Raw genomic sequence first — 26,105 nt, 5'->3', positions numbered from 1 at the left:
GGAAAGATAGTTCCAGACTATCTAACATCTAGTTTTCAACTATTCTTTACAAACTTTCTAGCCAAGCTTCATCTCGAACTTCGATTCCAAGTTCTTGTGCTTTTTGGAGCTTGCTTCCTGCATCTGCTCCTGCTACGACAAGATTCGTTTTCTTAGATACACTGCCTGTAACTTTGGCACCTAGACTTTCGAGTTTGCTTTTGGCTTCTGAGCGAGTGAGACGTTCCAATTTTCCTGTCAATACAACTGTCAAACCTGACAAGGCTGCATCTGCTACTACAGTCTGTCCTTTGTAGTCCAGATTGACTCCAGCTTCTTTCAACTCATCTAAGAGAATCTTCGATCCTTCTGTAGCAAAGTAAGTCTGAAGGCTTTGGGCAATCACTCCACCCAAGCTCTCGATACTTGCTACTTCCTCTGGGTCTGCTTGGGCTAGATTTTCAATAGAGTGGAAATGTTGGAGCAAGAGTTGGCTAGCCTTGCTTCCGACATGGCGAATTCCCAGACCAAACAAGAGCTTTTCAGCAGAGTTTTCCTTGGATGCTTGAATGGCTTGATACAGTTTAGAGGCTGATTTTTCCTTGACACCTTCTAAAAGGAGGAAATCGTCTTCTTTCAAATGGTAAATATCCGCCACATCCTTGACTAAATTGGCATCAAAAAGTTTTTCAACGATAGATGGACCAAGGCCTGTAATATTCATGGCGTCTCGAGAGGCAAAGTGAATCAAACCTTCCATGATTTGGGCAGGACAGCGAGGATTGATACAACGAAGAGCCACTTCATCTTCAAAATGAAGCAATTGACTGTCACAGCTCGGACAGTTAGTCGGAATATCTAGTTTTTCTTCAGAAACACGCTTGGACTCTACTACACGCAAAACAGCAGGGATGATATCTCCAGCCTTATAAACGATAACCGTATCGTCTTTTCGGATGTCCTTTTCAGCAATATAATCTACGTTGTGAAGAGTGGCACGGCTAACAGTTGTCCCAGCAAGCTGAACGGGTGTTAGATTGGCAGTTGGCGTGACAACTCCAGTACGACCTACTGTCCAGTCAACTGAAAGGAGCTGGGCTTCTTTTTCTTCAGCAGGAAATTTATAGGCGACTGCCCACTTGGGCGCTTTAACGGTAAAGCCGAGTTCTTCTTGACCTGCTAGGTCGTTGACTTTGATGACCACTCCATCGATATCGTAAGGCAGTTTCTCCCTTTCTTGTCCTACCTCTTGGATGAAATCCCATACCTCATCTATACTTTTAGCCAGAATTCGTTTAGGATTAACCACAAAGCCAAGCTGTTCAAGATGCTCCAAGACCTTTTCTTGGCTATCACGAGTTGAAGGGCTTGCTTCTTGATAGAGGAAAGTCGCAAGGTTGCGCTTGGCCACTACTGCTGTATCCAACTGACGGAGGGTTCCTGCTGCTGCATTACGAGGATTGGCAAATTCAGGCTCACCATTTTCTTGGCGAGCTTGGTTAACCTGGTCAAACGAAGCGCGTGGCATGTAACACTCTCCACGAACAGTGATATCAAGTTCTTCTGGCAAGGTCAAAGGAATGTCCTTGACACGCTTGAGGTTTTCTGTGATATTTTCACCGATAGAACCATCTCCACGTGTAGCACCAACAACCAAAATCCCTTTTTCATACGTAAGCGAGATAGACAAACCATCGATTTTCAGCTCGCAAATATAGGTCGCTTGAGGCAATTCCTTTCGAACACGCGCATCAAAAGCTTCTAACTCTTCACGTGAAAAAGCATCCTGCAAACTATAAAGAGGATACTGATGACTGTATTTTTCAAAACCATCTAAAACCTTACCACCAACACGATGGGTCGGACTGTCCGCTAAAACTTGATCTGGATAGGCGGCTTCCAACTCGACCAACTCTCGGTAGAGGCGATCATACTCGCTATCTGAAACCGAGGGATTGTCACTCGTATAGTACTCGGTCGCATAGCGGTTAAGTAAGGCAACTAACTCATTCATTCTTTCATTCATAATCCCATTTTACCACAAAGCAAGCCCTCCTCACAATAGAGAAGGGCTGAAAAATGGTTGGTATTGAAATATTTTCTAAAGATAGTGAAATTATAACTCTTTTTCAAAATGGCTTCGCACATAAATCAGGGATAAACAAGACAGGATGACAACCCCACTTCCAATTATCAGAAAAGAAGAAAGATGAACACTTGGTAGCACCGTCATAAAGCCTTTTGCAATCGGCATAAATAGGATGGCTAAAGTAAAAATTGTACTTAGGACTCTTCCCAAGTATTCCCCCTCAACCTTGGTTTGCACCTGAGTAAAAAAGTGAATATTAAAAATCGTCATAAACAGTTCACAAACTAAATTTCCAGAAAAGGAGAGAAAAGTTGGCAGTGGTAACCCCATCATAAAAACTCCAACTCCAGTCAAGGCCAATAGAATCAAAAGATTATAAACACCTGCCTTTATTTTGCTAGCTAGAAGAGCTCCGATAATCGAACCAATAGCGCCCATAGTCAAAATACTTGCATAAGCTCCTTCTACCCCGTATAGCCGATTTGAAAAAGGGAGGAGAAATTCAAAAGCTGCAAAAAAGAAATTAACACTGGAAGCTACTAACAAAAGGAAAAAGATCTCTTGCTGCCGCCAAATATAGCGAATCCCTTCCTTCATATCAGCAAAAATATTTTTCCAGCTGAAAGTCTTTTTCTCTTGTTCCTGAGTCTCTTTTTTGGGAAGAAAAGCTACTAAGGTAAATGCGATGAAAAAGCTAATGGCATCTAAAACAAGTGTCATATGAAGACTGGCAAATTGTAAAACGATGAAAGAAAGTACCGGGGAGCTGACACCTACAACCTGCAAAACGAGCTCTAAGCGAGCATTATAGGTCACAATCTCGTCTTTCTCTACAACCTCAGTTATAATGGCTTTGTTGGCCGTACGAGAAAATGCAAAGGCAATCGCCTGAACAATATTTGCGAAGATCAGAGCAGCAATCATCAAGCTGTCATTTCTGATAAACGAAATAGCTAAACAGAGAATACCGCAAATCAAGTCTGTTGTCATCAAAATTTTGCGACGTGAAAAGCGGTCTGAAATCACTCCACCAAAGGGATTGACTAGAATCGATGTAACCAACTCAGAAATTTGATAAATACCAAGAACAGTCTGTCCTATCGTTCCCATTGATGCCAACCACACACTGTTTCCATAATCATAGAGCATATTTCCTATTTTATTAATAGCCCCACGACTAATCAACTGGATTGCATGTCGATTCATATAAAAAACTCCTCTCAAATTTTGAAACTATTGTATCAAAACTGAAAGGAGTCTCTTTAAATTTCCCTTATTTGGGAAATTTAAGCATTTACAAATTTTTCATAATGTTCCTGATAGTAAGCCACTTGCTCTGGAAGTCCAAGCACATCAAAAATATGCATAGCTTCCCGCATCTGACTACAACCATCTTCTTTCAAGTCTCTCTGATAGAGGGCAAAACCTTTGAGATAATGGAAAATATTGCGCTCATAAAGCTTGATACCATTTCCAATCAACTTCTCCACATAGCCCTCAAAATAGTCCGCATCCGCAAAGGACCGATTTTCCAAACAATGCTGGTAACAGTTAAGAGCTAAAATCAAAACAAGTTTTCGATGCCGACCAATTTCTTTGTAGTAGTCTTCTCGCTCCATGACTTCTCTGCCAATCCGAGTCACATAGTTCACATTGTAGAAAGTATAGAGATTCCCGAAAAGAATCAACTCATACATAGTCCATTCTTCTGTTTGAAAAAGATAATCCGCCACCTTATCCAAATCACTCTGTTCCATACTGTAACGAGCATCTCTTTGACAAATCAGTCCTTGTAGCAGAATCCAATTCAACTCAAAATAGAGGGGATTGGTCGAACTCTTTGCTTTCTCAAGCTGTTCCTTTTGAAGCTTTTGAAAACCTGCAATATCATTTGAGTAGTAAAGCGGAATAATCTGTGCCATCAAGGCAACATGTTCATGATTTTGAAAATCTCTAGCCTTGTCCATGAAATTTTCAATAGTCACATGAATATTGTCCAAAATCTCAAAGAAACGAGAAACTGCTAGATCAGACTCCCCAAGCTCGAAGCGAGATAACTGAGAGGTTGAACATGATTCACCTGCCGCCTCTTTCAAGGAGTATTTCCCACTTGTTCGAAATTCACGAAATACCTTTCCAAGATGTTCCATTTCTTACACCTGCTCCGATAATTCTTCCCACTCAAGCATAGCCTCTTCCTGACGATGAGTGATTTTGTCCAGTTCAGCCTGCAATTCCATGAGTTTACCTGCATCGTTGGTTTCCAGCATTTGTTCAGAAATGGCTTGACTTTGACTTTCTAGCTCTTCGATTTCACCCTCCAAGTTCTCGATTTGTCGCATGAGCTTACGGGCTTCTTTCTGACTTTCTTTCTGAGCTTGGTAGTCATTAACTGGACTTGCTTCTTTGGCTTGATTGCTAGTTAAATCTTCCTCAGCCTGAGCCATTTCTACTTCTGCTTTCTTTTCAACATAGTAGTCATAATCTCCTAGATAGAGGGTCGAACCATTTTCAGACAATTCTAGAACATGGGTAGCGACACGATTGATAAAGTAACGGTCGTGGCTGACAAAAAGCAAGGTTCCATCAAAGTCAATCAAGGCATTTTCCAACACTTCCTTGCTATCAATATCCAAGTGGTTGGTTGGCTCGTCCAAAATCAAGAAGTTATTGTTTTCCATTGAAAGCTTGGCAAGCAACAAACGAGCTCGTTCGCCACCAGAGAGCATTCCAACTGATTTTTTAACATCATCACCAGAGAAAAGGAAGGCACCAAGGCGGTTACGAATTTCAACTTCTGGTGTCAGTTTAAAATCATTCCAGAGTTCATCCAGTACAGTATTACTCGCTGTCAGCTTGCTTTGGGTTTGGTCATAGTAGCCAACCTCAACATTAGCGCCAAAGCATTTTTCTCCCTTGATAAAAGGAATCTGATCAACGATAGACTTGATAAAGGTTGATTTCCCAATACCATTTGGACCAACGATAGCGACAGCATTCATCTTACGAAGATCCAGATTGATAGGCTCTGACAATATTTCCCCATCATAGCCAATAGCCGCATTTTCAACAGTCAGGACAACATTACCTGACGTTTTTTCCGACTGGAAGGTCATGTCGGCTGCTTTCTTACCAGCTTCAGGCTTGTCCAAACGCTCCATTTTTTCCAGTTGTTTACGTCGAGATTGGGCACGTTTGGTCGTCGAAGCACGAACTAGATTGCGATTGACAAAGTCTTCCAGAGCAGCGATTTCCTTCTGCTGCTTTTCATAGTTTTTTGCCTCAGTAGCTAGTTTTTGCTCCTTCAGCTCCACAAAACGAGAGTAATTCCCCACATAGCGATCCAAGGAATGCTTAGTCAAATCCAGAGTAATCGTTGCAACCTTGTCCAAGAAGTAACGGTCGTGACTAACAATAATGAGGGCGCCACTATAGTTTACCAAGTAATTCTCTAGCCAGGCGATGGTTTCGATATCCAAGTGGTTGGTAGGCTCGTCCAAGACCAAGAGATTGGGCTTTTCAAGGAGCATTTTAGCCAGTGCCAGACGAGTATTTTGACCACCCGAAAGCTCGACAATTTTCATCTGCCACATAGACTCGTCAAACTTGAAACCATTCAAGATAGCGCGGATATCAGCTTCGTAGGTAAAGCCACCTGCTTGGCGAAAATTCTCTGATAAACGATCATAATCTGCCATCAATTTATCCAAATCTTCACCAGATTTTTCACCCATCTCTAATTCCATCTGACGCAGTTGTGTCTCTGTCCGACGCAAGTCATCAAAGACATGAAGCATCTCATCATAGATAGTATTTTCAGACTCAAAACGGCTATCTTGGGCTAGGTAAGACAGAGAAATATCTTTTTTCTTATTAATTTCTCCACTAGTTGGCTCCTCTTCTCCAACCAAAATCTTCAAAAGAGTAGACTTACCTGCACCATTTTTTCCAACTAAGGCAATCCGGTCTCGCTCATCAACCTGCAGATTGATATTATCAAAGAGAACCTCGCCTGCAAAAGAGCGTTCAATTTTATTAGCTTGTAAAATAATCATACATCTATTTTACTATCTTTTTCTCTTTTGCACAATTGCAACAAAAAAAGTTCGAGTCAAAAACTCGAACCTTTCATCTTAGTATCCAATGCCTCCACGGAATGTGCGAGCCATATCTTTTAAGTCGTAGTTTTTAGAAGAGGTATCGATGGTCCATTTACCATCTTTCTTAGCCATTTTAATTTCATAACCCTCTTTTTTCATGTTATCGCTTGTATCTAGAGGAGTTGAATCAAATTGACTTGGTGCATTTTCTAAAATGTACTTCTCACCAGCTTTCATAGCTTCTGAGTAGTTGCTATATTTACCTTTGTTTTCTTCGTAGAATTTACGGCTCAATTCATGAACATTCAAATTATCCAAGTCAATTGTTTCTGGTCTAACATATACAACAGCATAATCTGGCAAATATGTCTTCACCTTGTAATCAACTTTTGCTCTCTTAGCATTTGCTTTGATGTAGGCATCTGCAAATGTTCTAAGTTCTGAATCAGACGGTTTGTAGTTATAGAAGCCTTTTCCGAATGACTCTGTAAATTTCTTGATAAACTCTTCTTTATCAGCTTTCGCATCGTTTGTGAACTCAGCGCTGTCATCAGAAGACTTTTTATCATCAGCAAGCGCAACAACTTGCGACTTATTATCAGTAGCACTTAGGTTCGTTCCACCACCAGAACTTTCCCCATTGAGGTAAACAGCATCGACATATTTTTTCATTACATCTTTTGCTTCATCAATATTGTCTTCATATTGACTTGGATCAACCTTAATAGCTACATCGTTATTCTTTTTAGAATTTTCTTTGATGTCATCATAAAAGCTAGGTGCGAAGTGAAGTTCATACTTAGCATTCTTATCGACTTCATACACTACATAACCAGCAACGCTCTTTCCTTTAGAAAGACTGTCTCCATATGACATAAACTTGGTTTTACTGTCGCTTTCGTAGATTTGAATTGGTTGTAATTTTTCATCTTTTTCATTATAAAGCGTAATATCTTGGCTAGTAAAACTAAACTGTTTATCACGATTGTTCTTGATTTCGACTTGAAGTGCAAGGTAGCTTGAAGATGAATCTTCATCTTTAGGCAATACAAACATACCATCTTTCACAGAAACTTCAAAGTTTGAGTTCGAGGCAGTACCATTGTCGCTTGCTTTTTTTTGAGCTCCACAGGCAACAAGTGCTAAAGCTGACAAAAGCAAAGCAGAATGCTTAAGAATTTTTTTCATAATGGATTCTCCTTTAATGATTTACTATATTTTACCATACGCAGAATAAAAATCAAAACAGAAACCAGATATTTTCAAAATATCTTAAATTTATAGAGTTTTACATTAAATTTTTCTATATGTTCGTTTGAGACATTAAAGGATTCTTTATAAAAAGAATAGAATATAACAATATTTTTGATTTTTTTCTTCAACAAACCTACAAAATGAATTATAAACTTTCATGTTATAAAGTATCTAATAATTAATTTTCATCCCTAACTTAGTATAAGTAAGCACAGTCCCCACCATTTTCCCGCTAAAGTGCAAAAATTAATTTCCTACATTTTAAGTTATGCTAACGTTTTACTAAAATGTCAAATCGTGATATAATGAAAGCGATTAAAGCAAATAAACAAAGGAGACACTCTATGACTTACCAAGAAAATTATCAAAAATGGGTCGATTTTGCTGACCTTCCAGACTACCTTCGCCAAGATTTGGAAAATATGGACGAAAAAACGAAGGAAGATGCCTTTTATACCAATCTTGAATTTGGTACTGCTGGTATGCGTGGTTTGATCGGTGCTGGTACAAACCGCATCAACATCTACGTTGTTCGTCAAGCTACCGAAGGTTTGGCTCGTTTGATTGAATCAAAAGGTAGAAATGAAAAAGAACGTGGTGTGGCAATTGCCTACGATAGCCGTCACTTCTCACCTGAGTTTGCCTTTGAATCTGCGGCAGTTCTTGCTAAACACGGTATCAAATCTTACGTATTTGAAAGCCTCCGTCCAACTCCAGAACTCTCATTCGCTGTTCGTCACCTCAACTGTTTTGCAGGTATCATGATTACTGCTAGCCATAACCCTGCTCCATTTAACGGTTACAAGGTTTATGGAGAAGACGGTGGACAAATGCCTCCACATGATGCAGATGCTTTGACAACTTACATTCGTGCAATCGAAAATCCATTCGCTGTGGAAGTTGCTGATGTCGAAGCAGAAAAAGCTTCTGGTTTGATTGAAGTCATTGGCGAAGCTGTCGATGTTGAATATCTTAAAGAAGTTAAGGACGTAAACATCAACCCAACATTGATTGAAGAATTCGGTAAAGACATGAAGATTGTCTACACACCACTTCATGGTACGGGTGAAATGTTGGCTCGTCGTGCTCTTGCCCAAGCAGGATTTGACTCAGTTCAAGTCGTTGAAGCGCAAGCAACAGCTGACCCTGACTTCTCAACTGTTAAGTCTCCAAACCCAGAAAGCCAGGCAGCCTTTGCCCTTGCTGAAGAACTTGGTCGTCAAGTTGGTGCAGACGTTCTTGTCGCGACTGACCCTGACGCTGACCGTGTTGGTGTTGAAGTTCTTCAAAAAGATGGCAGCTACCTCAACCTCTCAGGTAACCAAATCGGTGCTATCATGGCTAAATACATCTTGGAAGCCCACAAAAACGCTGGAACTCTTCCTGAAAATGCAGCCCTCTGCAAATCAATCGTATCAACTGACTTGGTAACGAAGATTGCTGAGAGCTACGGCGCAACTATGTTCAACGTCTTGACTGGTTTCAAATTTATCGCTGAAAAGATTCAAGAATTCGAAGAAAAGCACAACCACACCTACATGATGGGATTTGAAGAAAGCTTCGGTTACTTGATCAAACCGTTCGTGCGTGATAAAGACGCTATCCAAGCTGTTCTTGTCGTTGCTGAACTTGCTGCCTACTACCGTTCACGTGGTTTGACACTTGCAGACGGTATCGAAGAAATCTACAAAGAATACGGATACTACGCTGAAAAGACCATCTCTGTGACCCTTTCTGGTGTTGATGGTGCAGAACAAATCAAGGAAATCATGGCTAAGTTCCGTAACAATGCTCCAAAAGAATGGAACGCAACAGCTATCACTGTCGTAGAAGACTTCAAGGCTCAAACTGCTACTGCTGCTGATGGTACTGTTACAAACTTGACAACTCCTCCAAGTGATGTATTGAAATATACACTTGCTGACGGTTCATGGATTGCTGTTCGCCCTTCTGGTACTGAACCAAAAATCAAATTCTACATTGCCGTTGTGGGTGAAAGTAATGAAGATTCACAAGCTAAGATTGCCAACATCGAAGCAGAAATCAATGCTTTTGTTAAATAAGAAATTATAAAAGATGAGACCAACCAATCTCATCTTTTTTTCGTATCAAATCTAAGCATTTTTAGAAACTTTATGGCATACTAGACTTATCAATGAAAGCGAGGTAATCTCATGGAACAATTTTTAGAAAACATCAAAGACCTTGAAGTCACTACAGTTGCGCGTGCACAAGAAACACTCGATAATAAAGAAACAGCAACCTTCTTTATTGGCCGTAAAACTTGCCCTTACTGCCGTAAATTTGCAGGCACATTGGCAGGTGTCGTAGATGAAACCAAAGCCCACATCTACTTCATCAACAGTGAAGAACCAAGTCAACTCAATGAGTTACAAGAATTCCGTTCACGCTATGGAATTCCAACCGTACCAGGATTTGTTCACATTGCAGATGGCCAAATCAAGGTCCGTTGCGACTCTTCCATGTCAGCACAAGAAATCAAAGAATTTGCAGGATTGTAAAAGATATATAAAAAAGAAGGCACCCGCCTTCTTTTTATATATCTGTTAATGGTGTTGCAGTATCTGGTGAGGTATCATAAACCTTAAAGTCTACTCCGACTCCCAGATCAGCTTGCGCTAGCTGGTTTACCATAGTCATATGAGCCAGCTCCTTGATATTGTTCTCCTTGGATAAATGCCCAAGATAGATTTTCTTAGTCCGATTTCCCATTGCACGAATCATGGCCTCAGCACCATCCTCGTTAGAAAGGTGACCGAGATCCGATAGAATTCGCTGTTTGAGTCGCCATGCATAAGATCCTGCTCGCAAAATCTCTACATCATGGTTTGACTCAATAAGATAGCCATCCGCATTTTCGACTATTCCAGCCATACGGTCACTTACATAGCCTGTATCGGTCAACACGACAAAACTCTTGTCGTCTTTCATAAATCGGTAAAACTGGGGTGCAACTGCATCATGGCTGACACCAAAACTCTCAATATCGATATCGCCAAAGGTTTTGGTTTTACCCATTTCAAAGATATGCTTTTGCGAAGAATCAACCTTGCCAAGATACCTGCTATTTTCCATAGCCTGCCAAGTCTTTTCATTGGCGTAAAGATCCATACCATATTTGCGAGCCAAGACACCGACCCCATGGATATGGTCTGAGTGCTCATGCGTAATCAGAATCGCATCCAGATCTTCAGGTTTGCGATTGATTTCAGCTAGCAGACTTGTAATTTTCTTACCAGACAAGCCCGCATCTATTAGGATTTTCTTTTTTGGGGTTTCCAGATAAAAGGAATTTCCACTGGAACCTGACGCTAAGATACTGTATTTAAAGCCTTTTTCACTCATTCTAGTCTTCTATTTCGTCCTCCCATATTTCTTCTTTTACGGCATCCTTATCATAAGGGAGCACAATGGTAAAGGTTGAGCCCTTACCGTATTCACTTTTGGCCCAAATAAAGCCATTGTGTTGTTTAATGATTTCTTTTGCGATAGCCAGACCTAGACCGGTACCACCTTGAGCCCGGCTTCTTGCACGATCCACACGGTAGAAGCGGTCAAAAATCTTCGGCAAATCTTGCTTTGGAATACCTAAACCTTGGTCTTTGATGGATAAAATCATCTGGTCGTCAGTGGTCTTCATGCTAACAGTAATTTTGCCACCATCTGGTGAGTACTTAATGGCATTGTTAAGAATATTATCAATCACCTGAGTCATCTTATCGGTATCAATCTCAATCCAAACTGAGTTTATTGGGTAATCTCTAACAAGTTCATATTTTTTCTCGTCATCCTGACTTCTCATCTTATCAAAGCGGTTGAGAATAAAGGTGATGAAGGCCGTAAAGTTAATCAACTCCACATCCAACTGAGTAGTCGCATTATCAATACGAGAGAGATGCAAGAGATCTGTCACCATCCGCATCATACGGTTGGTTTCATCGAGTGAAACCTTGATAAAATCAGGGGCTACAGGATCATACAAGGCTCCCTCGTCCAAGGCTTCAAGATAAGATTTAACACTGGTCAAAGGAGTTCTCAGCTCATGACTCACGTTTGAAACGAAGAGTCTCCGTTCGCGTTCTTCCTTCTCCTGCTCGGTTGTATCATGTAAAACGGCAACCAAACCCGAGATGAATCCAGACTCACGGCGAACCAAAGCGAAACGTACACGAAGGCTCAGGAATTCACCATTCACATCTTGGGAATCAATCATCAACTCAGGAATCTGTGTAATCAGGTCACGCAGTTCATACTCATCCTCTATCTTAAGCAATTCTAAAATGCTTTTGTTAAGGACATCCTCTTTCTGCACACCTAATTGTTTCTTGGCCATGTCGTTAATCATGGTAATCTGCCCACGGCGATTAGTCGCAAGCACTCCATCTGTCATGTAAGAAAGAATACTATGCAGTCTTTTACTCTCTTGTTCCAGATTTTCTTGGGTCAAACGAATAACTTCTGACAAATCATTAAGGTTATTGGTAATATTGGTGATTTCTGTACTGCCCTGTAAGTCCAAAACTTGAGAATAATCACCTGCAATCAAGTCCTTAACCTTTTGATTTATCTCCTTCAGACGGATATTATCCCGACGATTTTCCAGTAACAGCAAGGTCACCACCAGGATAAAGCCCAGTAAAATCAAGATAAAAATAAAATCGCTGGTCAGAATAGTTTGTCTAATATCTTCAATCATTATTTCTCATATAGTATCCAACACCACGACGTGTGAGAATGTACTCTGGACGACTTGGAGTATCTTCTATTTTCTCACGCAAGCGTCTAATGGTCACGTCCACTGTACGAACATCACCAAAATAGTCATATCCCCATACAGTCTCAAGCAAGTGTTCACGCGTAATCACTTGACCAATATGAGATGCCAAGTGATACAAAAGTTCAAACTCACGGTGGGTCAAATCTAATTCCTCACCATATTTCTTAGCCACGTAAGCATCTGGAACGATTTCCAAATCACCAATTTGTAAAGGCTGCGTCTTCTTCTCATCAGACTCTTGGCTATCTACTGAAACCAGGTCTGTACGACGAAGCAGGGCCTTGACACGAGCCTGCAACTCACGATTTGAGAAAGGTTTTGTAACATAATCATCTGCACCTAACTCTAAACCAATAACCTTGTCAAACTCGCTATCCTTAGCTGATAGCATGATAATCGGCACGCTACTAGTCTTACGAATAGCTTTAGCAACTTCTAAACCATCGATTTCAGGTAGCATCAAGTCAAGGATAATAATATCTGGTTGCTCAGCTTCAAATAGCTCGATTGCCTCACGACCATTGAAGGCTGTAACAACTTCATAACCTTCCTTGGCCATATTAAACTTAATAATATCTGAGATTGGTTTCTCATCATCTACAATTAATATTTTTTTCATTTTATCACCTTTTCTCTATCTATTATAACAAAAAAATGCAAAGAAGGCACAAATGGCTACTGTAAGCCTTCATCTTCAAGAGTTGTTTTATAAGCCTGCCAAATTTTTTGTTGAGGTTTCGCAAGTGGATAGTCAGAAAACTCCTGAGGAGAAATCCAGCGAATTTCTCTGTCCGAAAACTGTTTTGTTTCCGACACTTGACCAGCTAGAATTTGAATATGCCATTTCCGATGACTAAAAACATGCTTGACCTGGTCAAATACTTGCTGGGACCAATTCACTTCTAAATCATAATCTTGCTCAAAGTTTTCTTGAGGACTTGGCCCAAATACTCTGCTTTCCTCTGTGACTTGTGAAAAGAGATCTAGTTGATTGTCATCACTTGAAAAATCGTCAACTTCAATCAGTGGGAAATGCCAAAAACCAGCTAGTAGTTTCTCGCTTTCATTTTTTTCAAGTAGATATTGACCACGGTCATTGCGTACAACTAAAGCCTTGAGATAAATTGGGAGAGGCTTTTTCTTGGGTTCTTTAATCGGATAACGACCCATGGTGCCATTCTGATAGGCTGCGCTAAAGTCCTTAACAGGGCTTTCTTCTGGTCGAGGGTTAACTGGAGCCTCTATGTCAGACCCTAAATCCATCAGAGCTTGGTTAAAGTCACCTGGTCGTTTCGGGTCAATCAAGATTTCCATCATGGATTGGAAAATCTTTCGATTGCTGGGAACTCCGATATCATGATTAACCTCAAACAAGCGTGCCAAAACCCGCATGACATTGCCATCAACCGCTGGCTCAGGCAAATTAAAAGCGATACTGGAAATAGCTCCCGCAGTGTAAGGGCCAATCCCTTTTAAACTAGAAATGCCTTCATAGGTGTTTGGAAATTGACCCCCAAAGTCAGTCATAATCTGCTGCGCTGCAGCCTGCATATTGCGTACTCGAGAATAATAGCCCAAACCCTCCCAAGCCTTCAGCAGACGCTCTTCAGGGGCATTCGCCAGACTTTCAACAGTTGGAAACCAGTCCAAGAATCGTTCGTAGTATGGAATAACTGTATCCACTCTGGTCTGCTGGAGCATGATTTCAGATACCCAGATGTGATAAGGATTTTTACTTCTACGCCATGGTAAATCTCGCTTGTTTTCATCATACCAGTTGAGGAGTTTTTCACGAAAAGAAATAATCTTCTCCTCTGGCCACATGACGATACCGTATTCTTTCAAATCTAACATATATCTAGTATAACATAGAAGCTTCTAACTGTCCTTTTCTCAGTACTAAAAAGCCTCTTCCCATGGGAAAGAGGACTAAATCTTATTGATGAACTGCTTGAGCTGCTGTGATAAGGGTCAACTTGTACACATCATCTGCATTACATCCACGAGAAAGGTCGTTAACAGGTTTGTTCAAACCTTGCAAAACAGGTCCTACAGCCGCAAAACCACCGAGACGTTCTGCCATCTTGTACCCAATATTTCCTGCTTCGATACCTGGGAAGATAAAGACATTTGCTTGACCAGCTACATTACTTCCTGGAGCTTTAAGAGCTGCAGTTTCAGGAACAAAGGCAGCGTCAAATTGCAACTCACCATCAATCTCAAGGTCGGGACGCAAGTCGTGAGCAATTTTAGTTGCTTCTACGACCTTATCAACACTTTCACCAAATCCTGAACCTTTAGTAGAATAGCTTAGCATAGCAATTTTAGGTTCAATACCAAACATCTTAGCTGTGATTGCTGAGTTGATCGCAATTTCAGCCAAGGCTTCTGCATCTGGATTGATGTTAATGGCACAGTCTCCAAATAGGTAACGTTCTGTCCCACGTACCATAAGGAAGGCACCTGAAGTACGAGTTACGTTTGGACGAGTTTTAATGATTTGTAGGGCCGGGCGAACTGTTGAGGCAGTTGAGTGAATCGCACCAGATACCATACCGTCAACCAAGCCCAAGTAGACTAGCATCACACCAAAGTAGTTGACATCTTCAACCAAAACTTTGCGCGCTTCTTCTTCAGTCATTTTGCCCTTACGACGCTCTACTAAGGCAGCAACCATTTCTTCGAATTGAGGATAATGTTGGGGATCAATCACTTCATAACCATCCATGATCCCTTCAATTTCAAGATAAATTTTAATTTTTTCAGGGTTTCCAAGCAAAACAGGAATTACTTCTGTTTCTTTTACCAAGCGTTTTGTCGCTTGAAGAATACGTGGCTCTTCCCCTTCAGGGAGAACGATACGAGCATTTTTGCCAACCAGGTTGGCTTTGAGACTTTCAAAAACTTCCATGAGTTTTCTCCTTTAAGAAAATAAATTATACTCCAAATAGATTTTAAAGAGTATTAGTTGATAACTGAGTAATAAGATTGCTGAAATCATCCGGTAAGGGGCTTTCTAATTGCAAATCTTGCTCTAGAAAAGGATGATAAAAAGATAAATAATGGCAATGCAGAGCTTGACGTTGAATGCCGTCGTCTAAACTTCCTCCATAGAGATCGTCTCCTAAAAGAGGAAAACCGATGTGAGAAAAATGCACTCGGATCTGATGAGTTCGTCCAGTATGCAGGCGAATATCGACTAGGTGAATATTTCCATAAGACGCTACAACTTTATAAGACGTATGGGCGTATTTCCCACCTTTTGCAACCCGTCTCGTGATAATGGAGTCCATATCACGCGCAATCGGGGCAATAATCTCCCCTTCAGGCTCCAAGACACCAGCTCCCTTAACCAAAGCAAAGTAACGTTTCTCGATAGACTTTCGTTGTAACTGCTTGTCTAAACGTGCATGAGCGTAGCCGTGCTTGGCAAAAAGCATCAAACCAGAAGTATCTCTATCAAGCCTAGTCACGATGTGAACTTGCTGGTTTTCATAGTTTTGCTTGACATAGTAGCCCTTGATAAAATTGGCAATGGTGTTGGAATGATTGACACTGGGGATGGAAGCTACTCCATAAGGTTTATTCAAAACCAGAAAATGATCATCCTCATACAAGATATCAAGTGGTCGATCAATAGCTTCAAGGCTCTCAAATTCTTCCTCTGCTGGAATATCAATAGTTACCCTGTCTCCAACATCTAAGAGATAAGTCGCATTTTGAGGTTGGCCATTGACCAGAATAGCCCCACCTCGAAACTTAATCTTAGCCAAAAGTCCCTTAGAAACCTCATGTTTCTTGAGGAAAGTTTTAACTTTGACGTGGTCATCTGCGGTAAATTCGAACCTCATTCATCCACCTCGCCGATGAAGGCATCTTTGACACGATTCCAGAAACTAGTGTGGCTTGGAGTCGCTACGAAGTGAATCTTGTGATGGTCGATTTGATACTCAATCCGTTCGATATTACGGAAAGAATAGACGCTGTTATCGACTGATATCGTATGGTAATCATTGCGTGTCGGTAATAGTTCAATCTTATCTTTTTTAGGGATAATGATTGATGAACCCAAAGTGCGATAGACTCGGTTGTTAAGACTTGCTATCTCTGTCAACTGCAAGGCTTCAATGGTCGGATGCAAGACAGCTCCACCCAAGGACTTGTTGTAGGCAGTACTTCCCGTCGGCGTTGAAACAGTCACTCCATCTCCACGAAATCGCTCGAACGGAACATGGTTAATGATGATATCTGCCACCATGGTCCGGTCTGATCGACGGATACTCGCTTCATTTAAGGCCCGGAAGATTTTCACTTCTCCATTTTCAAGCGTTACCTTGACATTCAAGACTGGATAGGAAACTTTGGCACCAGTGTCTAGCAGAAGATTGGTCACCAACTGATCCAGCTCAAAATCACGATAATCTGTGTAAAATCCCAAATGCCCTGTATGAACACCTACAAATCGAACTTTGTCTAACTGATTCTCATACTTGTGGAAAGCGGACAAAAGCATCCCGTCACCACCAATCGAAATCACGATGTCGGGATTGGTATCGTTCAGTATAAAATGTTGTTTCTTGAGTTTTTCCCTCAGCTCATGCAAGACCTTCTGACTTTGTGGCTTTCTATTTGCTATGAGGTCAACTCGTTTATCTGTATTCTTCATCTGTATCGTCACTATTTCCTACACCATCGTTTAGTTTTCTGCTCAATGGATCAAAGAGAGCCTGCGCTTCCTGAATATCATCACGAATCTTACCCATTTCTTCATCCAGTTGATAGGCTATTTTGGCCGTGATTTCCAGTCTTTTCCTGATTTCTTCTGGAAAATCGCCCTGATATTTATAATTGAGCGAGTGTTCAATCGTAGCCCAGAAATTCATGGCTAAAGTCCGTATTTGAATTTCCGCCAAAATCGTCTTAGCCCCGTTGATCGTATCAACCGTGTACTCAACAACCACGTGATAAGAACGATAGCCCGAAGCCTTACGATGAGTGATATAGTCTCGTTCCTGAACGACTCTCATATCTTGGCGTTTACGTAGAATCTCAACTACCTCTTTAACGTCATCAACAAACTGAACCATGACACGTAAACCAGCAATATCTTGCAGATCATGTTCTAGACTTGCATAAGTAATTCCTCGACGAGCCATTTTTTCTTTAATACTTTCAATCGGTTTTACCCGACCCGTTACAAACTCAATCGGAGAATGCTTGTTTTGCTTACGATACTGTTTGCGAATCCCCCGAAGTTTAATCTTCAATTCACCAACAGCCTGAATGTAAGGATCTAAAAATTCTTCCCATTCTATGGTCATACTCTCTCCCTTATAATGTTTGATTGCTCTGTCGAAAATCTTTGATTTTTTCAGTACATTCGTATACAATAAATACATTGTCCATTATACCATAAATCGCTTTCAAAGATATAGAAAAGGTTGAAAAAATGAAACATTTAGAAATAGAATTGAAAACACTTCTGAAAAAAGAGGAATATGATCATCTAAAAAAACAGTTTTCCCATATCCAACCCGTTCTTCAGAAGAACTACTACATTGACACGCCAGATTTCCAATTGCGTGAAAAGAAGGTTGCCATGCGCTTTCGCACCTTTTCAGATTGGGCGGAGTTGACCTTGAAATTACCTCAAACTGTAGGAAATATGGAATACAACCAGAAACTAACTCTTCCAGAAGCTGAATCATACCTAGAAAAACAAAAACTACCTCAAGGGCTCGTTCTAGAGAAGCTCGCTAAGATTGGTATTGAAAGCCATGACTGGCTTGTTCTAGGCTGCCTTTCAACCCTTCGTTATGAAATGAAAACTGAGATTGGCTTAATGGCTTTAGATGAAAGTCACTACTTTGACCAGACGGACTATGAACTCGAGCTTGAAGTCACCGACCATGAAAAAGGGAAAGCTGATTTTAAGAGATTTTTAGATGAAAATCAGATAACTTATCAGAAAGCTCCATCAAAATTAATTCGTTTTATTAAAAGCATGAAAAAAAGCTGAAATAATCTCCTTTTTTTGGTAAAATAGAAAAGATAAAAATAAAAGAATCTGGCTTTGAAAAACAAAGGTTTCTCAAAGAAGATTCGCAAAGTTTACAGAGGACGGTCTATAATGTCAGATAGAAACAACATGAAACTTTTCACCCTAAACTCTAATCATGAAATCGCTCAAAAGATTGCGGATACAGTTGGTGTACCTCTCGGGAAATTATCCTCTCGACAATTTTCTGACGGCGAAATCCAGGTCAACATTGAAGAAAGTGTCCGTGGTTACGATGTCTACATCATCCAGTCAACCAGCTACCCTGTTAGCAACCACTTGATGGAGTTGTTGATCATGGTTGACGCTTGTGTACGCGCAAGTGCACATAGTATCAACGTTGTCCTTCCTTACTTTGGTTATGCGCGTCAGGATCGTATCGCTTCTTCTCGCGAACCCCTCACTGCGAAACTGGTTGCCAATATGCTTGTCAAAGCTGGTGTAAGCCGTGTTCTAACGCTGGACCTCCACGCTGTTCAGGTCCAAGGTTTCTTTGATATTCCTGTAGATAATCTTTATACTGTTCCTCTATTTGCTAAGCACTACTGTGATAAAGGGCTTCTTGGTTCTGATGTTGTTGTTGTCAGTCCAAAGAACTCTGGTGTTAAACGTGCACGTAGTTTGGCTGAATATCTTGATGCTCCTATCGCTATCATTGACTACGCCCAAGACGATTCTGATCGTAACGAAGGCTATATCATTGGGGATGTTGAAGGCAAAAAGGCTATCTTGATTGACGATATCCTAAATACTGGTCGTACTTTCTCTGAAGCAGCCAAAATCGTTGAACGTGAAGGCGCAACTGAGATTTATGCAGTATCTAGTCACGGTTTATTTGTTGAAGGGGCAGCAGATCTTCTTGATGCTACAAACATCAAGGAAATCCTTGTGACAGACTCCGTAGCGACCAAAGAAAGAACTCCAGAAAATGTATGCTACATTACTGCTAGCGAATTAATCGGAGATGCTATCGTCCGCATCCATGAAAGAAAACCAGTCAGCCCACTCTTTGCTTACAACAAAAAGAAATAAGGTGATTCTTTGATTTATTTGGACAATGCTGCAACGACTCCTATGTCAGCAGTAGCTATTGCAGAAATGACCAAGGTCATGAAAGAAACTCATGGTAATCCTTCTAGTATTCATGGTCATGGTCGGCAGGCTGGTAAACTCTTACGAGAAGCTCGTCAGGACTTAGCTCACTTACTAGGAACCAAACCTCAACATATCTTTTTCACATCTGGCGGTACAGAAAGTAACAATACAGCCATTATCGGCTATTGTCTCCGTCATCAAGAACGTGGAAAACATATCATTACTACAGCTATTGAACACCATTCTGTGCTTGAGACTATCGATTATCTGGTTCAACATTTTGGTTTTGAAGCAACCATCATCCAACCAGTAAATCAAGAAATAACTGCCCAGCAAATTCAAGAAGCTTTACGTGACGATACCATCCTCGTTTCAACCATGTATGCTAATAATGAAACAGGGAGTCTCTTACCTATCGCTGAGATTGGACATATTTTAAAAGACCATCCTGCTGCTTATCATGTAGATGCTGTACAAGCCATCGGGAAAATTCCTATCCATCCTGAGGAATTAGGAATTGATTTCCTTAGTGCTTCTGCCCACAAATTCCATGGACCAAAAGGAGTTGGTTTCCTCTACGCTTCATCTATGGACTTTGATTCCTACCTTCACGGCGGGGACCAAGAGCAAAAAAAACGGGCTGGAACAGAAAACCTTGCAGCCATTGTAGGCATGGTTGCTGCTCTCAAAGAAGATCTGGATTATCAAGTTGAGCATTACCAAAAACTAAGCGCACTCAAATCTGCTTTTTTAGAAGAAATTGCAGGTCTCGATTACTATCTCAATGAAAGCAATCACCAACTACCTTATGTTGTCAACATTGGCTTTCCTGGTCAGAAAAATGATTTGCTTTTACTTCGGTTAGACCTTGAGGGAATTTCAATTTCTACCGGTTCAGCTTGTACTGCTGGTATTGTGCAAACCAGTCATGTGCTTGAAGCTTTTTATGGACCAGATTCACATCGTTTAACAGAATCTGTCCGTATCAGTCTTTCTCCTCTTAACACTGAGGAAGAACTGAAACAACTCGCACAAACTTTAAAAAATATTATTGGAGATTAATCTAATGGCATTCGAAAAAACCATTAAACTACAAAACTGCCGCTACGACTACACACTTAACCCATCTGTCAAAAAGTTCACACTGAAAGACAATACTTTCTTTGAAACAAAGGTAGGAAACTTCGAACTAACTCGTCTACTTGAAAAAGTACCCAACAGCGGTGAAGGTTTCAAGCTAAAAATCATCATCAACAAAAACCTTACAGGTGCTAAACTCAACATCACTGACAAGTCAGGCCTTCGTTTGGTTAATATCTTTAAATCAGAAGACAACCACATTCATCAGGAAAAATTCTACTTCCTCATGGACAGTTTAGTAGAACGCAGTATCTTCACTAAAGAAGAAAGATAATTGACTATGTATCGACTTACCTATCAAGATAACTATCACGTAGAACGTACACTTGAATATAAGGATTACGAAGAGCTTATGTTATCTCTATCAGGCTGTGTGACCCTACCTGATACTCTCCTAATCAGCTCCTTAACGCTGAATGATAAGGTGATTTATCAAGGATTGGTTGGCGATCTCTACCGTTTTCTATCACAAGTTCATTTTTCAGATAAAAACTAAGAAATTTCTTAGTTTTTTCTTGTTTTTGTTGATTTTTTCACAATGTTTCTATAAAATAGAAGAATAGAAAGGTTGTGATTTTGTGAAAGATAAACAGTCTGCTATTCCAAAAGCAACAGCAAAAAGACTCTCTCTCTACTATCGAATTTTCAAGCGATTTCATGCAGAAAAAATCGAACGTGCCAACTCCAAGCAAATTGCAGAGGCTATCGGTATCGATTCTGCGACCGTTCGTCGGGATTTTTCCTATTTTGGCGAACTAGGTCGTCGTGGTTTTGGTTACGATGTCAAAAAATTGATGAATTTTTTTGCTGATCTCCTAAATGATAACTCAATTACAAATGTTATGTTGGTTGGAATCGGAAATATGGGCCATGCCCTTCTCCACTACCGCTTCCACGAGCGTAACAAGATGAAAATTATCATGGCCTTTGACCTAGATGACCATCCAGAAGTTGGAAGCCAGACACCTGATGGAATTCCAATCTATGGTATCTCACAGATTAAAGAAAAAATCAAAGAAGCAGATGTCAAAACTGCTATCCTAACAGTTCCAAGTGTTAAATCACAAGAAGTTGCTAACCTTTTGGTTGATGCAGGTATAAAAGGTATTCTCAGTTTTTCACCTGTTCACCTTCACCTCCCAAAAGATGTAGTCGTTCAGTATGTCGATTTGACAAGCGAACTCCAAACCCTCCTCTATTTTATGCGTAAAGAGGATTAGAAAGCGAAAGCATTTATGAAAAAACCAGTTATTGGGATTACAGGAAATGAAAAAGCTCATCCAGATGATGACATCATGATGAGCTATGCAGCAAAAGGCTTTGTTGAAGGAGTCAAGGACGCTGGCGGAATTCCAATCATCCTACCGATTGGTGATCAAGAAATGGCTACCCATTACATCAGTATCATTGATAAGCTCATCTTAACGGGTGGGCAAAATGTTGATCCAAAATACTATGGTGAACCAAAGGCTATTGATAGTGATGACTACCACCTTCAAAGAGATATTTTTGAACTAGCACTTATCAAAGAAGCGATTAAGCAGAAGAAACCAATTTTCTCTGTTTGTCGGGGTACTCAACTTTTCAATGTCGCCATGGGAGGCACGCTTCACCAAGATATCGAGGATCATTGGCAGGACTGTTCAGCCGAATACACAACACAACACCTCGTAACGGAACCTGATACAATTCTCCGAGAGATCTATGGAGAAATCTCTCATATCAACTCCTTCCACCACCAGAGCATTAAAGATTTAGCTTCAAATCTTAAGGTTGTAGCACATGATCCTAAAGATGGAGTTATTGAGGCTGTGACCACTACGGACGGCTTCCCTTATCTTGGTGTTCAATGGCATCCTGAATTTCTCTTTGAAAACCGCCCCAAAGATAAAACGTTGTTTGACTATGTTGTTAATGAACTCTAAATCAAATCCGTCTTTTCACGGTAACTAAAGTAATCCGAGTGTGAGACAATCAAATGGTCCAAGAAAACAATCCCCATCAGTTCGCAGGCTTCCTTGACTAGTTTAGTGACATGGTCATCATTTCGACTAGGAGATACAGCACCGGATGGATGATTGTGAACGAGAATCACTGAGGTAGCCATATGCTTCAAAGCATAGTGAAGGATTTCCCGTGGTTCAGCGATGCTGCGTGTCGCAGAGCCGATAAAAATAGTTTGCTGATGGATGATTTGATTTTGAGTATTGAGATAGAGCGCCACTAGGTGCTCTTGTTTTTTATCACCAAGTTCCTGTTGCATTTTCTTGGCTAGCTTTTGACTGCTGAGAATACTTTCCATCTCAAGGGTTTCGTGTTTATGAATACGATGCCCCAGTTCAATCACTGCTTGTAGTTCAATAGCCTTAATCCGTCCTATACCAGACAGACTCTGCAATTCCTGCAGGGTCATTTTTTTCAGATCGGTTAGACTGGTCAAACTATTCAAGACTTTCTGAGCGATTTCAAAAACATTAGCCTGACGCGTTCCCGTTCTGAGCAAAATAGCTAGTAATTCTTGATTGCTCAGAGCCTCTACTCCTTCTTTAACTAGTCTTTCTCTAGGCAAGAGTGAATCTTCTTGGAATGAAATACTGTACATAAAAATCCTCCTCACTTTATTATTCGTGAGAAGGATGAAAAATTAGATTTTTTTCTCAATTGGGGCTACACTGGCTAGGAGTTTTTTCAGTCCTACTTCTGGGAAATTGATTTTCAATTCCTGCGTAGCACCGCTACCAGAGACTTCTAGAACAGTTCCCTCTCCCCACTTCTTGTGGAGAGCAATATCTCCAATAGACCAACTTGTATCAGTCGAATCTTTTTCATTTCCGGCTGAAAACTGTCCAAATGGGAGACTACTTGACTGGATAGAGTTTGGTGCGGCATTGCGTTTCCGTTCTTGAAGGGCCTGAGCCAAACTCATTCCTTGACCAAAGGCCACTCCACCACTGCTATACGAAGCTTTGAAACTAGTGTTAGCTGGACGGGCCAAACCTTGATACTCAAGCAAGTCCGAACTGATTTCATTGATAAAACGAGTTGGGCGATTATAGTTTGTACGACCGAAAAGCAAGCGTGAGTTGGCATTGGTCAGATAGAGGATCTTTTCTGCGCGTGTAATTCCTACATAAGCCAAACGACGTTCTTCTTCTAGTTCATCTGGATCTTCAGCTGCACGGCTAAGTGGAAAGACATTTTCCTCCATCCCGATGATAAAGACAACTGGGAACTCCAGTCCCTTAGCAGCGTGTAAGGTCATCAAGGTTACTTCCGATGTCTCCTGACTGCCTGAATCTGTGTCTGCAATCAAAGCCAAATCATTCAAGAATCGACTGAGTTTGTCCAAACCAGTTTCTTCTTCCTGGCTATCAGGGTTGTCATCAAAGTTCTTGGTAACGGACAGGAATTCCTCGATATTTTCAACTCGAGCCTTGCTCTCCAAGGTCGCTTGGGCAGTAAGAATATCGATATAACCAGTTTTTTCCAATACTGCTTCAACTAATTCTGTAATGGTTAATTGGTCCAGTTGCTCCCGCAAATCCAGAATCATATTGGCAAAATCCCAGATAGACTGGGCTGCCTTTCCTTTGATTCCTGATAACATGATATTGGCTGAAGCGTCTAGCATCGACATCTCTTGCATATTGGCAAAATCACGGATTTTCTCAACCGTTCCTGGGCCAATTCCGCGTTTTGGTTCGTTGATAATACGCTCAAAACTGATATTATCACTCAAATTGGCAATGAGGTTAAGATAAGCGATAATGTCACGGATTTCCTTACGGCTGTAGAACTTGGTCCCGCCGACCATAGTATAAGGAATATTGGACTTAAGCAGGGCTTCCTCAATAGTACGGGATTGCGCATTAGTCCGATAAAGAACTGCAAAATCCTTGTGGAGGAAGTTTTGAGTTCGACCAAGTTCATCTATAGTTTTAACTACAAAAACAGCCTCATCCTGTTCGTCATTTGCGCGATAGTAAATAATCTGCTCTCCATCCGCATTCTGGGTCCAGAGATTCTTGGGGCGGCGATTTTGATTGTTTTTGATGACATCGTTGGCTGCTTGGAGAATGGTTTTTGTTGAACGATAATTTTCCTCTAACAAAACGACCTTGGCGTTAGGGTAATCTTTCTCAAAATCCAATATATTCTGCATATCGGCCCCACGCCAACCATAGATAGACTGGTCCGCATCACCGACCACGCAGATATTTTTAAAGCGCGAAGCCAAAAGTTTGACCAATTGGTACTGGGCATGGTTGGTATCTTGGTACTCATCAACATGAATGTACTGGAACTTCTGCTGATAGTAGGTCAAGACATCAGGATTCTGATCAAAGAGACGCAAAGTCAACATAATCAAATCATCAAAGTCAACGGACTCAGACTGACGAAGCTCTTTTTGATAGGCTGTATAACACAGAGCCACGATTTGCGTGTACATATCGCCAGCCTGAGCAGCATAAGCCACATCATCAATCAAATCGTTTTTGGCATTAGAAATGGTTCCCAAAATGGTCCGTTCATTCCATTTTTTCGGATCCAAGTTCAACTGCTTGAGAATGCGTTTCATGAGGGTTCGCTGTTCACCTGGATCCACAATAGTGAAATTTCGGTTATAGCCAATATGATCCGCATCGCGACGTAGGATACGAACACACATGGAGTGAAAGGTCGCAATCAGACAGTCCTGGGTTGCTGGATTGAGCCCATAGGCACGCTCCTTCATCTCACGCGCAGCCTTATTGGTAAAGGTAATGGCCAAAATATTCCAAGGATTGACCATCTTTTCATCAATCAAGTAGGCGATTCTGTGAGTTAAAACACGAGTCTTCCCAGAACCAGCCCCAGCCATGATCAATAATGGCCCTTCTGTCGTTTGCACCGCCTCAGCCTGACGGTCATTCATTCCATTCAATAATGCGTTCATTTTCTCTTCCTTACTCTTGAAGTCAATGTTTCTATTATATCAGAAATTAGGGAAAATATCTTTACCTAGACTGGTTACGTGTTGAATTCTACTCTCTCATATCATCAGGAGGAGTCAATGACTTTTGCATCCAAACGATATCATGCCATTTTCCAAACTTATAGCCTATCTTAGGGAAATGAGCTACTTGTTCATAGCCTCTCTTTTGGTAAAGAGAAATGCTTCTATCATTCGGTAAAGCAATACAAGCTAAGAAGCGTAAGTAACCCCTAGACACTAGTTCTTCCTCCAGACGGTCATAGAGTAGACTCCCTAACCCTCGACCTTTGGCTTCTTGATGCAAGTAAATTGACACTTCGACTGACCAATCATAGGCTCTCCTATCATAATAGGTGGAAGCATAGGCATATCCCAAAATTTTGCCCTCTTCCTCTAATACTAGATAAGGATATTTAAGCAAGGTCTTTTGGATTCTTCTTTGAAATTCTTCAACACTTGGCACCTCATATTCAAATGTAATGGCTGTATTAAGGACATAAGGAGCATAAATAGCAAGCAGGTCTAGAATATCAGACTCCCTTACTGTTCGGATCGTTGGCATATATTCCTCTTTCTAACTAAAATCGAAAATGAGCTTGGATAGTATTCCAAACTCA

The 26,105-nt window shown here is 40.9% G+C and carries 25 protein-coding genes; 9 read left to right on the top strand and 16 right to left on the bottom strand.

Annotated features, from left to right (window positions below; all coding sequences use genetic code 11):
- Window positions 1-46: 46 nt before the first annotated feature.
- The 5 genes from ligA to I6H78_RS00490 form a co-directional block, all read right to left on the bottom strand.
- Complete coding sequence (gene ligA / locus I6H78_RS00510; protein ID WP_198459584.1) at window positions 47-2,005, bottom strand: NAD-dependent DNA ligase LigA; 1,959 nt, start codon at window positions 2,003-2,005, stop codon at window positions 47-49.
- A 90-nt stretch (window positions 2,006-2,095) separates the two neighbouring features.
- The gene (locus I6H78_RS00505) at window positions 2,096-3,274 is read right to left on the bottom strand and encodes an MFS transporter (RefSeq protein ID WP_198459583.1); all 1,179 of its coding nucleotides are present in this window, start codon (window positions 3,272-3,274) and stop codon (window positions 2,096-2,098) included.
- Between the two features lie 80 nt (window positions 3,275-3,354).
- Complete coding sequence (locus I6H78_RS00500; RefSeq protein ID WP_198459582.1) at window positions 3,355-4,218, bottom strand: XRE/MutR family transcriptional regulator; 864 nt, start codon at window positions 4,216-4,218, stop codon at window positions 3,355-3,357.
- A 3-nt stretch (window positions 4,219-4,221) separates the two neighbouring features.
- Window positions 4,222-6,123, bottom strand: a complete 1,902-nt coding sequence (locus I6H78_RS00495) for an ABC transporter ATP-binding protein (RefSeq protein WP_198459581.1) — start codon at window positions 6,121-6,123, stop codon at window positions 4,222-4,224.
- A 78-nt stretch (window positions 6,124-6,201) separates the two neighbouring features.
- A complete protein-coding gene (locus tag I6H78_RS00490; RefSeq protein WP_198459580.1) occupies window positions 6,202-7,356 on the bottom strand; it encodes a DUF4352 domain-containing protein in 1,155 nt (384 codons plus the stop codon).
- A gap of 410 nt (window positions 7,357-7,766) precedes the next feature.
- Here I6H78_RS00490 and I6H78_RS00485 point away from each other — a divergent pair, with 410 nt between their 5' ends.
- Window positions 7,767-9,485: a phospho-sugar mutase gene (locus I6H78_RS00485; protein WP_198459579.1), complete on the top strand. Its 1,719-nt coding sequence runs from the start codon at window positions 7,767-7,769 to the stop codon at window positions 9,483-9,485.
- 111 nt (window positions 9,486-9,596) lie between these two features.
- Window positions 9,597-9,944, top strand: a complete 348-nt coding sequence (locus I6H78_RS00480) for a thioredoxin domain-containing protein (protein ID WP_198459578.1) — start codon at window positions 9,597-9,599, stop codon at window positions 9,942-9,944.
- Window positions 9,945-9,978: 34 nt separating this feature from the next.
- Here I6H78_RS00480 and I6H78_RS00475 read toward each other — a convergent pair whose 3' ends face one another.
- The 8 genes from I6H78_RS00475 to I6H78_RS00440 form a co-directional block, all read right to left on the bottom strand.
- The gene (locus tag I6H78_RS00475; protein WP_198459577.1) at window positions 9,979-10,788 is read right to left on the bottom strand and encodes an MBL fold metallo-hydrolase; all 810 of its coding nucleotides are present in this window, start codon (window positions 10,786-10,788) and stop codon (window positions 9,979-9,981) included.
- Between the two features lies 1 nt (window position 10,789).
- Window positions 10,790-12,139 (bottom strand): cell wall metabolism sensor histidine kinase VicK, encoded by a 1,350-nt coding sequence (gene vicK, locus I6H78_RS00470; protein ID WP_061407142.1) that lies wholly within the window; start codon window positions 12,137-12,139, stop codon window positions 10,790-10,792.
- Window positions 12,132-12,839 (bottom strand): response regulator YycF, encoded by a 708-nt coding sequence (yycF, locus tag I6H78_RS00465; protein WP_000722058.1) that lies wholly within the window; start codon window positions 12,837-12,839, stop codon window positions 12,132-12,134. Before yycF ends, vicK begins: the two co-directional genes overlap by 8 nt.
- Before the next feature lie 56 nt (window positions 12,840-12,895).
- Entirely contained in the window at window positions 12,896-14,074 is a 1,179-nt protein-coding gene (mutY, locus tag I6H78_RS00460; RefSeq protein WP_198459576.1) for an A/G-specific adenine glycosylase, read from the bottom strand.
- 82 nt (window positions 14,075-14,156) lie between these two features.
- The gene (pta, locus tag I6H78_RS00455; RefSeq protein ID WP_084859882.1) at window positions 14,157-15,131 is read right to left on the bottom strand and encodes a phosphate acetyltransferase; all 975 of its coding nucleotides are present in this window, start codon (window positions 15,129-15,131) and stop codon (window positions 14,157-14,159) included.
- A gap of 43 nt (window positions 15,132-15,174) precedes the next feature.
- A complete protein-coding gene (locus I6H78_RS00450; protein WP_198459575.1) occupies window positions 15,175-16,071 on the bottom strand; it encodes an RluA family pseudouridine synthase in 897 nt (298 codons plus the stop codon).
- Window positions 16,068-16,886: an NAD kinase gene (locus I6H78_RS00445; RefSeq protein WP_198459574.1), complete on the bottom strand. Its 819-nt coding sequence runs from the start codon at window positions 16,884-16,886 to the stop codon at window positions 16,068-16,070. The genes I6H78_RS00450 and I6H78_RS00445 overlap by 4 nt, the downstream gene beginning before the upstream one ends.
- A complete protein-coding gene (locus tag I6H78_RS00440; protein WP_000151555.1) occupies window positions 16,870-17,541 on the bottom strand; it encodes a GTP diphosphokinase in 672 nt (223 codons plus the stop codon). Before I6H78_RS00440 ends, I6H78_RS00445 begins: the two co-directional genes overlap by 17 nt.
- A 128-nt stretch (window positions 17,542-17,669) precedes the next feature.
- Here I6H78_RS00440 and I6H78_RS00435 point away from each other — a divergent pair, with 128 nt between their 5' ends.
- The 7 genes from I6H78_RS00435 to I6H78_RS00405 all read left to right on the top strand — a co-directional run bounded on the left by I6H78_RS00435 (window position 17,670) and on the right by I6H78_RS00405 (window position 22,438).
- Window positions 17,670-18,239, top strand: coding sequence for a CYTH domain-containing protein (locus I6H78_RS00435; RefSeq protein ID WP_198459573.1), 570 nt, complete (start codon window positions 17,670-17,672; stop codon window positions 18,237-18,239).
- A 111-nt stretch (window positions 18,240-18,350) separates the two neighbouring features.
- Complete coding sequence (locus I6H78_RS00430) at window positions 18,351-19,310, top strand: ribose-phosphate diphosphokinase (RefSeq protein ID WP_001283843.1); 960 nt, start codon at window positions 18,351-18,353, stop codon at window positions 19,308-19,310.
- A gap of 9 nt (window positions 19,311-19,319) precedes the next feature.
- Entirely contained in the window at window positions 19,320-20,435 is a 1,116-nt protein-coding gene (locus I6H78_RS00425) for a cysteine desulfurase family protein (protein WP_198459572.1), read from the top strand.
- A gap of 4 nt (window positions 20,436-20,439) precedes the next feature.
- Window positions 20,440-20,787: a DUF1831 domain-containing protein gene (locus I6H78_RS00420; protein WP_198459571.1), complete on the top strand. Its 348-nt coding sequence runs from the start codon at window positions 20,440-20,442 to the stop codon at window positions 20,785-20,787.
- Between the two features lie 6 nt (window positions 20,788-20,793).
- Entirely contained in the window at window positions 20,794-21,009 is a 216-nt protein-coding gene (locus tag I6H78_RS00415; protein WP_000286094.1) for a DUF4649 family protein, read from the top strand.
- An 82-nt stretch (window positions 21,010-21,091) separates the two neighbouring features.
- Window positions 21,092-21,733 (top strand): redox-sensing transcriptional repressor Rex, encoded by a 642-nt coding sequence (locus I6H78_RS00410; RefSeq protein WP_000653409.1) that lies wholly within the window; start codon window positions 21,092-21,094, stop codon window positions 21,731-21,733.
- Between the two features lie 15 nt (window positions 21,734-21,748).
- On the top strand, window positions 21,749-22,438 hold the full coding sequence (locus tag I6H78_RS00405) for a gamma-glutamyl-gamma-aminobutyrate hydrolase family protein (RefSeq protein ID WP_198459570.1): 690 nt from the start codon (window positions 21,749-21,751) through the stop codon (window positions 22,436-22,438).
- Here I6H78_RS00405 and radC read toward each other — a convergent pair.
- The 3 genes from radC to I6H78_RS00390 form a co-directional block, all read right to left on the bottom strand.
- Window positions 22,435-23,115 (bottom strand): RadC family protein, encoded by a 681-nt coding sequence (radC, locus tag I6H78_RS00400; RefSeq protein ID WP_000286942.1) that lies wholly within the window; start codon window positions 23,113-23,115, stop codon window positions 22,435-22,437. The two genes, I6H78_RS00405 and radC, sit on opposite strands and share 4 nt — an antisense overlap.
- A 42-nt stretch (window positions 23,116-23,157) precedes the next feature.
- A complete protein-coding gene (gene pcrA, locus I6H78_RS00395; RefSeq protein WP_198459569.1) occupies window positions 23,158-25,449 on the bottom strand; it encodes a DNA helicase PcrA in 2,292 nt (763 codons plus the stop codon).
- 88 nt (window positions 25,450-25,537) lie between these two features.
- Window positions 25,538-26,050, bottom strand: coding sequence for a GNAT family N-acetyltransferase (locus I6H78_RS00390; protein ID WP_198459568.1), 513 nt, complete (start codon window positions 26,048-26,050; stop codon window positions 25,538-25,540).
- Between the last annotated feature and the right edge of the window lie 55 nt (window positions 26,051-26,105).

Source organism: Streptococcus oralis (assembly GCF_016127915.1).
Classification (GTDB): Bacteria; Bacillota; Bacilli; order Lactobacillales; family Streptococcaceae; genus Streptococcus; species Streptococcus oralis_BO.
The sequence above is the reverse complement of the archived record's forward strand: the minus strand, read 5'-3'. Positions and strand labels throughout refer to the sequence as shown.

Excerpts from the sequence above, each read along its gene's own strand:
- ligA (WP_198459584.1), bottom strand. The coding sequence starts at position 2,005 with ATGAATGAAAGAATGAATGAGTTAGTTGCCTTACTTAACCGCTATGCG.
- I6H78_RS00505 (WP_198459583.1), bottom strand. The coding sequence starts at position 3,274 with ATGAATCGACATGCAATCCAGTTGATTAGTCGTGGGGCTATTAATAAA.
- I6H78_RS00500 (WP_198459582.1), bottom strand. The coding sequence starts at position 4,218 with ATGGAACATCTTGGAAAGGTATTTCGTGAATTTCGAACAAGTGGGAAA.
- I6H78_RS00495 (WP_198459581.1), bottom strand. The coding sequence starts at position 6,123 with ATGATTATTTTACAAGCTAATAAAATTGAACGCTCTTTTGCAGGCGAG.
- I6H78_RS00490 (WP_198459580.1), bottom strand. The coding sequence starts at position 7,356 with ATGAAAAAAATTCTTAAGCATTCTGCTTTGCTTTTGTCAGCTTTAGCA.
- I6H78_RS00485 (WP_198459579.1), top strand. The coding sequence starts at position 7,767 with ATGACTTACCAAGAAAATTATCAAAAATGGGTCGATTTTGCTGACCTT.
- I6H78_RS00480 (WP_198459578.1), top strand. The coding sequence starts at position 9,597 with ATGGAACAATTTTTAGAAAACATCAAAGACCTTGAAGTCACTACAGTT.
- I6H78_RS00475 (WP_198459577.1), bottom strand. The coding sequence starts at position 10,788 with ATGAGTGAAAAAGGCTTTAAATACAGTATCTTAGCGTCAGGTTCCAGT.
- vicK (WP_061407142.1), bottom strand. The coding sequence starts at position 12,139 with ATGATTGAAGATATTAGACAAACTATTCTGACCAGCGATTTTATTTTT.
- yycF (WP_000722058.1), bottom strand. The coding sequence starts at position 12,839 with ATGAAAAAAATATTAATTGTAGATGATGAGAAACCAATCTCAGATATT.
- mutY (WP_198459576.1), bottom strand. The coding sequence starts at position 14,074 with ATGTTAGATTTGAAAGAATACGGTATCGTCATGTGGCCAGAGGAGAAG.
- pta (WP_084859882.1), bottom strand. The coding sequence starts at position 15,131 with ATGGAAGTTTTTGAAAGTCTCAAAGCCAACCTGGTTGGCAAAAATGCT.
- I6H78_RS00450 (WP_198459575.1), bottom strand. The coding sequence starts at position 16,071 with ATGAGGTTCGAATTTACCGCAGATGACCACGTCAAAGTTAAAACTTTC.
- I6H78_RS00445 (WP_198459574.1), bottom strand. The coding sequence starts at position 16,886 with ATGAAGAATACAGATAAACGAGTTGACCTCATAGCAAATAGAAAGCCA.
- I6H78_RS00440 (WP_000151555.1), bottom strand. The coding sequence starts at position 17,541 with ATGACCATAGAATGGGAAGAATTTTTAGATCCTTACATTCAGGCTGTT.
- I6H78_RS00435 (WP_198459573.1), top strand. The coding sequence starts at position 17,670 with ATGAAACATTTAGAAATAGAATTGAAAACACTTCTGAAAAAAGAGGAA.
- I6H78_RS00430 (WP_001283843.1), top strand. The coding sequence starts at position 18,351 with ATGTCAGATAGAAACAACATGAAACTTTTCACCCTAAACTCTAATCAT.
- I6H78_RS00420 (WP_198459571.1), top strand. The coding sequence starts at position 20,440 with ATGGCATTCGAAAAAACCATTAAACTACAAAACTGCCGCTACGACTAC.
- I6H78_RS00415 (WP_000286094.1), top strand. The coding sequence starts at position 20,794 with ATGTATCGACTTACCTATCAAGATAACTATCACGTAGAACGTACACTT.
- I6H78_RS00405 (WP_198459570.1), top strand. The coding sequence starts at position 21,749 with ATGAAAAAACCAGTTATTGGGATTACAGGAAATGAAAAAGCTCATCCA.
- radC (WP_000286942.1), bottom strand. The coding sequence starts at position 23,115 with ATGTACAGTATTTCATTCCAAGAAGATTCACTCTTGCCTAGAGAAAGA.
- pcrA (WP_198459569.1), bottom strand. The coding sequence starts at position 25,449 with ATGAACGCATTATTGAATGGAATGAATGACCGTCAGGCTGAGGCGGTG.
- I6H78_RS00390 (WP_198459568.1), bottom strand. The coding sequence starts at position 26,050 with ATGCCAACGATCCGAACAGTAAGGGAGTCTGATATTCTAGACCTGCTT.